Origin of the sequence: Caulobacter rhizosphaerae, assembly GCF_010977555.1 — a bacterium.
In the GTDB taxonomy this organism is placed as follows: domain Bacteria; phylum Pseudomonadota; class Alphaproteobacteria; order Caulobacterales; family Caulobacteraceae; genus Caulobacter; species Caulobacter rhizosphaerae.
Genome location: NZ_CP048815.1, coordinates 4,908,847 through 4,917,936 on the forward strand (window position 1 = coordinate 4,908,847; position 9,090 = coordinate 4,917,936).

Annotated in this window: 10 protein-coding genes; 5 read left to right on the forward strand and 5 right to left on the reverse strand. The window is 69.8% G+C overall.

The window, feature by feature from the left end:
* Positions 1 to 22: 22 nt before the first annotated feature.
* On the reverse strand, positions 23 to 436 hold the full coding sequence (locus G3M57_RS22370) for an organic hydroperoxide resistance protein (protein ID WP_056762500.1): 414 nt from the start codon (positions 434 to 436) through the stop codon (positions 23 to 25).
* 172 nt (positions 437 to 608) lie between these two features.
* Here G3M57_RS22370 and G3M57_RS22375 point away from each other — a divergent pair, with 172 nt between their 5' ends.
* A complete protein-coding gene (locus G3M57_RS22375; protein ID WP_163233116.1) occupies positions 609 to 2,297 on the forward strand; it encodes a hypothetical protein in 1,689 nt (562 codons plus the stop codon).
* Between the two features lie 16 nt (positions 2,298 to 2,313).
* Here the strand turns inward: G3M57_RS22375 and G3M57_RS22380 are convergent, their stop codons facing one another.
* Together G3M57_RS22380 and G3M57_RS22385 are read right to left on the reverse strand one after the other, a co-directional pair.
* Complete coding sequence (locus G3M57_RS22380; RefSeq protein ID WP_163233118.1) at positions 2,314 to 3,135, reverse strand: TIGR00282 family metallophosphoesterase; 822 nt, start codon at positions 3,133 to 3,135, stop codon at positions 2,314 to 2,316.
* Between the two features lie 5 nt (positions 3,136 to 3,140).
* Positions 3,141 to 3,755, reverse strand: coding sequence for a 5-formyltetrahydrofolate cyclo-ligase (locus G3M57_RS22385; RefSeq protein ID WP_163233120.1), 615 nt, complete (start codon positions 3,753 to 3,755; stop codon positions 3,141 to 3,143).
* Between the two features lie 207 nt (positions 3,756 to 3,962).
* On the opposite strand from G3M57_RS22385, the gene G3M57_RS22390 reads away from it, so the two are divergent.
* The gene (locus G3M57_RS22390) at positions 3,963 to 4,910 is read left to right on the forward strand and encodes an IS110 family RNA-guided transposase (RefSeq protein WP_163233123.1); all 948 of its coding nucleotides are present in this window, start codon (positions 3,963 to 3,965) and stop codon (positions 4,908 to 4,910) included.
* 13 nt (positions 4,911 to 4,923) lie between these two features.
* On the opposite strand, the gene G3M57_RS22395 is transcribed toward G3M57_RS22390, so the two are convergent.
* Complete coding sequence (locus tag G3M57_RS22395; protein WP_163233125.1) at positions 4,924 to 5,484, reverse strand: hypothetical protein; 561 nt, start codon at positions 5,482 to 5,484, stop codon at positions 4,924 to 4,926.
* On the opposite strand from G3M57_RS22395, the gene G3M57_RS22400 reads away from it, so the two are divergent.
* Both G3M57_RS22400 and G3M57_RS22405 read left to right on the forward strand, forming a co-directional pair.
* Positions 5,474 to 5,785, forward strand: a complete 312-nt coding sequence (locus G3M57_RS22400) for a hypothetical protein (RefSeq protein ID WP_156402425.1) — start codon at positions 5,474 to 5,476, stop codon at positions 5,783 to 5,785. The two genes, G3M57_RS22395 and G3M57_RS22400, sit on opposite strands and share 11 nt — an antisense overlap.
* A gap of 298 nt (positions 5,786 to 6,083) precedes the next feature.
* Entirely contained in the window at positions 6,084 to 7,424 is a 1,341-nt protein-coding gene (locus G3M57_RS22405; RefSeq protein WP_163233127.1) for a chloride channel protein, read from the forward strand.
* Here the strand turns inward: G3M57_RS22405 and G3M57_RS22410 are convergent.
* On the reverse strand, positions 7,421 to 7,861 hold the full coding sequence (locus G3M57_RS22410) for a MarR family winged helix-turn-helix transcriptional regulator (RefSeq protein WP_163233128.1): 441 nt from the start codon (positions 7,859 to 7,861) through the stop codon (positions 7,421 to 7,423). The two genes, G3M57_RS22405 and G3M57_RS22410, sit on opposite strands and share 4 nt — an antisense overlap.
* Positions 7,862 to 7,933: 72 nt before the next feature.
* On the opposite strand from G3M57_RS22410, the gene G3M57_RS22415 reads away from it, so the two are divergent.
* Positions 7,934 to 9,058 (forward strand): aminotransferase-like domain-containing protein, encoded by a 1,125-nt coding sequence (locus G3M57_RS22415; protein ID WP_163233129.1) that lies wholly within the window; start codon positions 7,934 to 7,936, stop codon positions 9,056 to 9,058.
* The last annotated feature ends 32 nt before the right edge of the window (positions 9,059 to 9,090 follow it).

A 9,090-nucleotide genomic window follows, 5' to 3' on the forward strand; every position in this document is an offset into this window, starting at 1 on the left:
GGGGCTTCAGGTTTCAAATCTCCTACGCCACCTTCAGCACGACATCCACATTGCCGCGCGTGGCCTTCGAGTAGGGGCAGACCTCGTGCGCCGCGTGCAGCAGCTTCTCGGCCGTCTCGCGGTCCAGGTCCGGCGCGTTCAGGGTCAGGCGCACGCCGACGTGGAAGCTGGTGTCGTCCTTGATCAGGTCGACCTCGCTGTCCAGGCTGTGCTCGCCCAGCTTGACCCCCTGGTTGCGGGCCACCAGGCCCAGGGCGCCCAGGAAGCAGGCGCTGTAGCCGGCCGCGAACAGTTGCTCGGGATTGGTCCCATTCCCGTCGCCGCCCATCGACTTGGGATAGGCCAGCTTGACGTCCAGATGGCCGTCGTCGGACTTGGCCGTGCCCTGCCGGCCGCCGACGGCGTGGGCATGGGCGGTGTAGATGGCGTCGGTCATGGGGAGGGCTCCTTGCTCCAGGTCCGCAAGACTTGGACCCCCTGTCCCGCGCGCGCAAGGCCGCCCGCTTCCGGATTTACAGATGTAATAGATAACTGCTACGCTTGCGCCACCGAGGTCGCCGGCTGGCGCCTTGGGCCGGACACGCGACGGAAGGGGAACAGTGGGTCAGATGCAGTCCATCCGAACGGTCGTCCTGGCGCTTGTGCTGATGCTGGCGCCCGTGGCGGCGCAGGCGTGCTCCCCCGTCCCAGGCTACATACGCCCCAGCAATTTCGAACTGGTCCAGATCGCCGACGCCATCGTTGTCGCCAGGCCGATCAGCGAAAGGGGCGGCGCAATCGAGAGCCGGGTGCGGTTTCGGGTCGAGCAGGTCCTCAAGGGCCAGGCGGCTCCCGAGATCGAAGTTCCCTGGTTCCGGCTGGGCCGCGCCTTTCCAAGCGACCCCGGCGTCCTGGCCTTCTCGCATCCCGAGGGCCACGCCGGCTCATGCAACCGGACGACGCTCAGCACCAAGGCGTCCTACATCCTGTTCCTGGCCAAGACGGCCGACGGATATGCCCAGCTGGGCTTCCCGTTCTCCCGCGTCAGCGAGGACTATGCCGGTGAGGGCGCCCTATGGACCCGCACGATCCGCACCTATCTGAAAATCCAGAGCGCCGCGGCGCCCATGGCCCAGTTGACCGAACTCGACGCCTTGCGCGCGGCGATCGCGGCCCAGCCGAGCCGGACGCGTGACGAGGCCGCGCTGGCCCAGGACATCGCCGACCACCTGGGCTCCATCTCGCCGTGGAAACCGACCGAGTTCCTGATGGAAGCCTATGCCGGCCACGCCGCCGGGCGGCCGCCGCGCTATCCGCCACGGCGGGCGGCGTTCGATGAGGAGCAGTCGGAAGCCCAGGCCATGACCGGCGCGATGATGAGCCTCCTGGGCGTCGAACCGCCCGCGCCTCGGCCCGATCCCTTCAAGGATCGCCTGATCGCCGTTCTCCTGGCCGGCGATCACCCTGGCGCCATGCCGCTGTTCGAACCCTTCGCCCGGCCCGAGGCTTCCCCGGCCGATCTGGCGCTGGCCATCCGGTTCTTCGCCAAGAACGGGCGTCTGCGGGAAGCCTACCAGCTCATCGAAACGCGCGTCGCGCCCCTGATGACGACGGCGTCGCGGGAAGACTTCTTCACCTTGGCCTGGGCTGTCAGTGAAGCCTTGCAGGATCCGCTCGACGGCGAGGGGCGGCCGCGCTGGCGCGACGACGCCTATTCGGCGGCTCGCTGGCCGCGCCTGGCCCTCGAACTCACGAAGTTGTCGCAACGAAGATTCGACGAAGATCTGCGGTTCGAGGAGTCGCTGAAATCTCTGCTGACCGGAGACTATCGCGCCGATCCCGCCCTGACCCTGACGCTCTCGGGCCGAGACCAGGCCATCAGCGACTGGGCGGACCAGGAACTGGCGAAGCGCGAGAACCTCGCGGCGTCGGCCGGCCAAGGGCCGGAAGCCCCCCTCCTGTTGCCGCTGAGGATCCGGCTGCGATGGGAGGGCGTCGGCGGCGACGACATCGCCCCGCTGGCCGCCGTCTTCTGCCAGGGTCCCGTCCAGCGTCGCATGCTCTTCGAGGCCTGGGGCGAATTCGGCGGCTGGATGAGCGACAAGGCCCTGCTCCGCCTGGCCGCATCGCCGGCCATGGAGGCGGGAGACCGTCAGGCGCTGGCGGCGGCGCTACCGGCCTGGGACAAGCGCTACGCCGCCCAGATGGGCGAAAGTCGTGTCACCGGCGACCCGACGATGCAGAAGCTCGCCCAAGGCCTGCCGATCACCGCGAGGGACATCAAGCCGCGAAAGCCGGTGTCGTGTCCGCGGCCCTGACCTCTTTGAGCCGATCTCAGACCTGCGGCACCGTCTCCTTCAGCCTTCCCCCCACGCGGATCGGCTCGACCCGAACCGCCAGGCCGGTGCGGTCGTCGGTCTCGACGAACACGCCGCAGACCGTGGCCGGGCCGCTGGCGGGCGTATAGCGGCCGCCGCTGATCTTGGTGGTGAAGCGCCGCAGGGGCTCTTCCTTCTGGTTGCCGATCACGCTGTCATAGTCGGCGCAGGCCCCGGCGTCGGTCTGGTAGGCGGTGCCGCCCGGCAGGATCTGGGCGTCGGCGGTCGGGACGTGGGTGTGGGTGCCCACCACCAGCGAGGCGCGACCGTCGCAATAGTGGCCCATGGCCATCTTCTCGGACGTGGCCTCGCAGTGCATGTCGACCACCACCGCGTCGGCCACCTGGCCCAGCGGGGCCTTGTCCAGCTCGCGGTCGGCGGCGGCGAACGGGTCGTCCATGGCGTCCATGTGCACCCGGCCCAGCAGGTTGATCACCATGATCGTCCGGCCGCCCTCGGTCTGGAACAGGTGGCTGCCCTTGCCCGGGGCGTCCGACAGGATCGGATAGTTGGCCGGCCGGATCAGGCGCGGCTCGCGCACGATGTAGGTCAGGGCCTCGCGCTGGTCCCAGCTGTGGTTGCCCAGGGTCAGGCAGTCGGCCCCGGCCTCGAACAGCTCGCGCGCGGTGTTCTCGGTGATGCCGAAGCCGGCGGCGGCGTTCTCGGCGTTGATGATCACGAACTCCAGCTGGAGTTGGCGACGCAGGGCGGGAAGGTGGTCGGCCAGGCCGTCGCGGCCCGACTTGCCCACGACGTCGCCGAAGAAAGCAAAGCGCATGAATCTCAGTCCTCTTGGACGGCGATATACTCGCTTTCCGTCAGGATGGCGTCCAATCGTTGGTCGTGCGGTTCATCGGGCAGGCCGTGTGTCTCCTGGCCCACATAGGCCAGGCCCAACACGAAGACGCTCTTGCGGGCGCGCAGGGCCGCCAGCGCCCGGTCGTAATAGCCGCCGCCCTGGCCCAGCCGCCGTCCCTGGCGGTCGAAGGCCAGCAGCGGCGTGACCACCAGGTCGGGCTCGACGATCGGCTGCCCGGGGGGCGGGGCGACCAGGCCGATGGCGTCGCGCGCCAGGACCTCGCCGGGAGTCCAGCGCCGATAGACCATATGGCCGCCGGGCTGTTCGGGGCCGACGCCCTCCACGCTGGGCAGGGCCAGGGTCCAGCCGGCGCTCGCCAGCCAGTCGGCCAGGGGCAGGGCCGAAAGCTCCGAGCCCAGGCCGTGATAGACGGCCGCGACCCGGCCGCGCGGATTGGGGAAGCGCTGCGTCAGCGGCCCCCGGGCCACCTCGACGACCGCACGGTCGGCCTCGGGATGCTCGCGGGCCAGGTCCTTGCGGCGGTTCCGGACGAACAATCGCAGGGCGGTCTTGGCGGCGGCGGGATCGGCGATCGTCATGAAGCCCTTGTCTGTTGGAGAAGCGGTAAGCTGCTGGTGTCTTCCGGGACGTCCGCCTGGTGTTCTCAGCACCAGGCGGACCGCCGGCGGAGGGACCGATAACCCCTGAGCGTTTTGGCGCTGCGGGTGAGCCTGGTCGCCGCTGGCATATCCATGACCCGGATGGTTGCAGGGACGTATGGGTCCGGAGCCACAAGGATGGGATCGATGGATAGGAACAAGTCTAGCACAACGATCGCCGGGATCGATGTGGGCAAGCGCCAGTTGGATGCGGCCGTGCTCGGCAGGGCCGAGCAGCATCGGGTGGCCAACGACGCAGCGGGCTGGGAAGGGCTGATCGCCTGGCTGGCGGAACGCGGCGTCAGACGCGTGGGGCTGGAGGCGACGGCGGGCTACGAGCGCGGCGTGCGGGCCAGACTTGAGGCGGCGGGGCTGGAGGTGGTGGTGCACCAGCCGCTGGAGGTGAAGCTGTTCGCGCGCCTCAAGCGGCGGCGGGCCAAGACCGACCGGCTGGATGCGGCGCTGATCGCGGCGGCGACGGCGCAGGTGGACACGGTGCGGGCGGCCCAGGACCCGCGCCTGGCCCATCTGGCCGAACGCCTGACGGCCTACGAGCAGATCAGCGACCAGGCCGCCCAGCTGAAGACCTTCATGGAGCATGTGACCCTGCCCGATCTGGCCGCCAGCCTGGGCGAGCAGATCCAGAGCCTGGCGCGGCTGAAGGCCCGGCTGGCGCGCGAGATCCTGGCCGCGCTCAAGGCCTGGCCCGACCTTCTGGCCCGCTGGACGCTGCTGCGGTCTCTGCCAGGTGTCGGGCCGCTGGTGGCCGCCAGCCTGGTGATCCGCATGCCCGAGCTGGGCGCCCTCAAGCGCGGCCAGCCCGCCAGCCTGCTGGGCGTGGCTCCCTTCGACCTCCAGTCGGGCCAATGGAAGGGCCAGAGCTTCATCGGCGGCGGTCGAAGCCGACCTCGCCGCATGCTCTATCTGGCCGCCATCGTCGCCAAGCGCTTCGATGCCGCCTTCAAGATCTTCGCCGATCGCCTCCTGGCCGCCGGCAAACCGCCCAAGGTCGCCATCGTCGCCGTCATGCGAAAACTCGTCGAAGCCGCAAACCTCGTCCTCAAGCGACAGCAGCCCTGGGTTCGCCACGCCTGATCAACATGGTTGCTCACCCAATCAGTTCGCAATCAGCGCGAAACTGGACCCAGGCATGGATGGCGTACACAAAATCGCTGTGCGTTAGCGTCCCGGGATCGAGCCGGCGAGGAGACAGCAGGGTTGCGAGTTCGGCGTAGAAAAGTTGGTAGTCCTCGCGCATCGCGCCGGCGCCGGGCAAGGGCGGCGCATCGCGGGCGCGGTGGTCAGAAAGCCAGTCGCGAACACAGCGGATCGCCTCGTCCGGATCATTGTCGTGCGACTCGATGTCCTGGCCGCTGATATCCGAAAGGGCGGCGTCGTAGCGATGGCGATCGGCGTCCAGGATCAACGCGCGCTTGCGGCGATGACGCGGCTCGCCGAGCAATCGGGCGCCGAGGTGAAGCCCAAGCTCCATCGGCATGTTGAACCGAGGCAGAGCGCCCCGTTCGACCTCCACCCGCGACAGGTCGTGTATGCCCCAGTCACACTCGCCGATCATCCGGGCGATCTTGTCGATGCGGACCTCGGCGCCGTCGGTGGAATCCAGCGCGCAACGGGGATGATAGCCTGACAAGACGATCGTGAAGACCATCGCCCGGAAGATCGGCTGGAAGTCGCTATCGAACGGGCAGTTTATGAAGACGGATCGGGCCGCCGGAAACCTAACCCTTGGACGCGGCGTCACGCGTCGTATCGTTCATTGTCCGGAAGCCTTCCCGGATGGCCTCGGCGATCGCGGAACGTTTTCCGACCATGGGCTGGATCGTGATCCCCCGATACACGACAGCGCGATCCTGCCGGCTGACGTCAGCCTTCGCTGGGCGGGTGGTCGATGTCTTGCGCGCAGTCGCCATGGCCGGAATTATGGCATGAAACAGAGAGTGAACAAGTGAAGAAAGGTGGCGGCGCCGTGAAGAACCGTGAAGACGTTTCAATCCACTCGAACCTGTTAGTTACAGGTGGGCCCCGTGTTCCCGCAGCCACGGCCACGGGAGGGAACAGGTCCCGATAGAGAGATTAAGGTCCCTGGGAATAGAAATCTTCGACGAGGGCCACAGCTGACCCGCCGTTGGGGAATATAGGGCGTCCGGCAGGCCGGCGCCAGCGCCGCGTTGACGCGGGCGGCTCAGAAATCCCTCCCCACGGGGAGAGGAGCTTTTCCTCGACGCCCCGACGGCGTAGCAGACCCGCATGCGAACGCCCCTCGTCGTCCTGGACCGCCAACGCAAGCTGGCCCGGCTGCGCGCCAAGCGCTCTATGCGCACCGCCGTGGTCATCGGCTCGGCCGTGGCGGGGGGCGTGGCGGCGGTCGGCTTCGCCAAGCTGTGCGACGCGGCCATGGAGGCCCATGCCTGGCTGGTGGGCCCCCGCCACTGGCTGGGACCGGTGCTGCTGCTGGTCGGCTTTCCGCTGGTCGTCTGGCTGACCCGCAAGCTCGCCCCGGCCGCCGCCGGCAGCGGCATTCCGCAGGTGATCGCCGCCAGCGAGATCGGCCGCCGCCGCGACGAAGCCGGCAAGCCCATCCCCGACGACCGGGTGTCGCTGAAGACCGCGGCGCTCAAGGTCGCCCTGGCGGCCCTATTCCTGGTGTTCGGCGCCTCGATCGGCCGGGAGGGCCCGACCGTGCAGGTGGTCGCGGCGGTCATGGCGTTCCTGACCTCCCGTCTGCGCGGCGGCCCGCGCCGGCGCACGATCCTGATCGCCGGTGGGGCGGCGGGGGTGTCGGCCGCCTTCAACACTCCGATCGCCGGCATCGTCTTCGCGGTCGAGGAACTGGCCAAGGGCTTCGACAAGCGCGCCACCTCCGTGGTGATCCTGGCGGTCGTCTCGGCCGGGGTCGCGGCCTTCGCCCTGGGTGGGAACTACGCCTATTTCGGCGACCTGGCCGGGTCGGCGGGCTGGAGCACCTGGCTCAGCGCGCCGCTGATCGGCGTCGGGGCCGGCCTGGCCGGCGGGCTGTTCTCGCGCCTGCTGTCGGCCTGGATGACCGGCGACAATCCCGTGCGCCGCCTGCGCGAGGCGCGGCCGCTGGGCTTCGCGGCGCTGTGCGGGCTGGCGGCGGCGACCACCGCGGCCCTGACCAAGGGGGTGGCGTACGGCGCCGGCTACGCCGAGGCCAAGAACCTGCTGCTGGGCCACTTCGCCTCGGGCTGGCGGCTGGCGGCGGGCAAGTGGATCTCGACCCTGGCGGCGGCGGTCAGCGGCGCGCCGGGCGGGATCTTCGCGCCGTCCCTGGCCACCGGCGCGGGCCTGGGCGCCCTGTTCGCCCACGTCGCGCCCTGGGCCGGCGGGCGCGAGGCGGTGACCCTGGGCATGGCCGCCTACCTGACGGGCGTCGTCCAGGCCCCGCTGACCAGCGCGGTGATCCTGATGGAGATGACCCGCGATCCGGGCCTGGTCGGACCGCTGCTGCTGGCGTGCCTGGTGGCCCGCAAGTGTTCGGAAATGCTGTGTCCCGTGCCGCTCTACCATACCCTGGCGCGGGCCTGGACCACGCCCCGCCGGCGCTCCGAGGCCGAGGCCGCGACCTAGCCCTTCACCAGCTCCCCCATCACCGCGCGCCAACCCCGCTGGGCCTCCGCTCCCGCCCGGTCGAAGGCGGCGCGCAGGTGGCGGGTCTGGGCTTCGGTGAGTTCGGCCTCCAGCTTGCGGCCCGCGGCCGTCAGGGCCAGGCGCTTGACGCGGCGGTCCTGGGTCGAGGCCTCGGCGCGGACCAAGTCCATCTCCATCAGCTGGCGCAGCGGGGCGTTCAGGGCCTGCTTGCTGACCGCCAGCAGGTCCAGCAGGCCGCGCACCGACACCTCCGGCCGGCGACCGATGAAATAGAGGATGCGGTGATGCACCCGCCCCAGCCCCCGTCGCTCCAGGATGCGGTCGGGACGGTCCGTAAAGCCGCGATAGGCGAAATAGAATTGCTCGATCGCGGCGTGCAGATCGCCCGCTGGGGCAGGATCATCCAGGTCAACCATATTGACACAATAGGGCCGACGCGCTCATCGTGTCGATAGGTCAAGATCATTGACGCGGTTGAGAGGTGAGCCATGGCGCGGCTGTCGATGCGCAGTGCGGATATCAAGCACTCGCCGGTCCGCGAGATGCTGAACGTGTCGCAGCGCCCGGGCATGATCTCGTTCGCCGGCGGCCTGCCCTCGCCCGAGACCTTCGCCGGCCTGGACCTGCCGCCGCCCCCGCGCGAGCTGCTGCAATACGGACCCACCGAGGGCGAGCCGGCCCTGCGGGAACGGATCGCCCTGGACCTGGCCGAGCTGGGCCTGGACACCGCGCCGGACCGGGTGATGGTGCTGTCGGGCTCGCAGCAGGGCGTCGACCTGGCCGCCAAGCTGGTGATCGACGCCGGCACGGCCCTGGCCGTGGAGTCGCCCGCCTACCTGGCCGCCCTGCAGGTGTTCCGCTTCTACGGCGCGCGGTTCCAGATCATCGACCGGTCCGCGCCCGGGGCCGGCTGGGGCGAGACGCCGCCGTCCATGGCCTATGTCATTCCCACCTTCCAGAACCCGTCGGGCCATTGCTGGACCGCCGAGGAGCGCCAGGCCATGGCCGCGGCCTGCCGGGCCCGCGACGTGATCCTGTTCGAGGACGATCCCTATCGCGACCTGGTCTATGCGCCATGCGACCGCCGTCCCGTCTGCGCCGACATGGCCGGCGGGTCGTGGATCTACCAGGGCTCGTTCTCCAAGACCGTCGCTCCGGGCCTGCGCCTGGGCTACCTGACCGCCTCGCCGGACCTGTTCCCGCTGCTGGTCCAGCTGAAGCAGGCCGCCGACCTGCACACCAACCGGCTCAGCCAGTGGATGGTGCTGCAATATCTGAACGACCCCGGCCGCGCCGAGCGGATGGAGCAGGTCCGCGACCTCTACCGACGCAAACGCGACGCCTTCGCCGACGCCCTGACCCGGCATCTGGGCGATCGGGCCTCGTGGACCCTGCCGCCGGGCGGGCTGTTCTTCTGGCTGACCCTGGCGGACGGGGTCGACGTCGAGGTCCTGCTCCAGCGCTGCGTCGAGCGCGGCGTGCTGTTCACCCCGGGGGCCCATTTCCTGGCCGAGGGCGGCGCCAGTTCGACGATGCGGCTGAACTTCAGCCTGGCCGAGCCCGAGGCGGCCGAGCGCGGCCTGGCGGTGATCGGGGCGCTGCTGCGGGGCTGAGGCCGCGCTTCCTCCGCCCCGCCTCGCCGGCA

Coding starts and splice junctions, on each gene's coding strand:
- G3M57_RS22370 (WP_056762500.1), bottom strand. CDS start 436: ATGACCGACGCCATCTACACCGCCCATGCCCACGCCGTCGGCGGCCGG.
- G3M57_RS22375 (WP_163233116.1), top strand. CDS start 609: ATGCAGTCCATCCGAACGGTCGTCCTGGCGCTTGTGCTGATGCTGGCG.
- G3M57_RS22380 (WP_163233118.1), bottom strand. CDS start 3,135: ATGCGCTTTGCTTTCTTCGGCGACGTCGTGGGCAAGTCGGGCCGCGAC.
- G3M57_RS22385 (WP_163233120.1), bottom strand. CDS start 3,755: ATGACGATCGCCGATCCCGCCGCCGCCAAGACCGCCCTGCGATTGTTC.
- G3M57_RS22390 (WP_163233123.1), top strand. CDS start 3,963: ATGGATAGGAACAAGTCTAGCACAACGATCGCCGGGATCGATGTGGGC.
- G3M57_RS22395 (WP_163233125.1), bottom strand. CDS start 5,484: ATGGTCTTCACGATCGTCTTGTCAGGCTATCATCCCCGTTGCGCGCTG.
- G3M57_RS22405 (WP_163233127.1), top strand. CDS start 6,084: ATGCGAACGCCCCTCGTCGTCCTGGACCGCCAACGCAAGCTGGCCCGG.
- G3M57_RS22410 (WP_163233128.1), bottom strand. CDS start 7,861: ATGGTTGACCTGGATGATCCTGCCCCAGCGGGCGATCTGCACGCCGCG.
- G3M57_RS22415 (WP_163233129.1), top strand. CDS start 7,934: ATGGCGCGGCTGTCGATGCGCAGTGCGGATATCAAGCACTCGCCGGTC.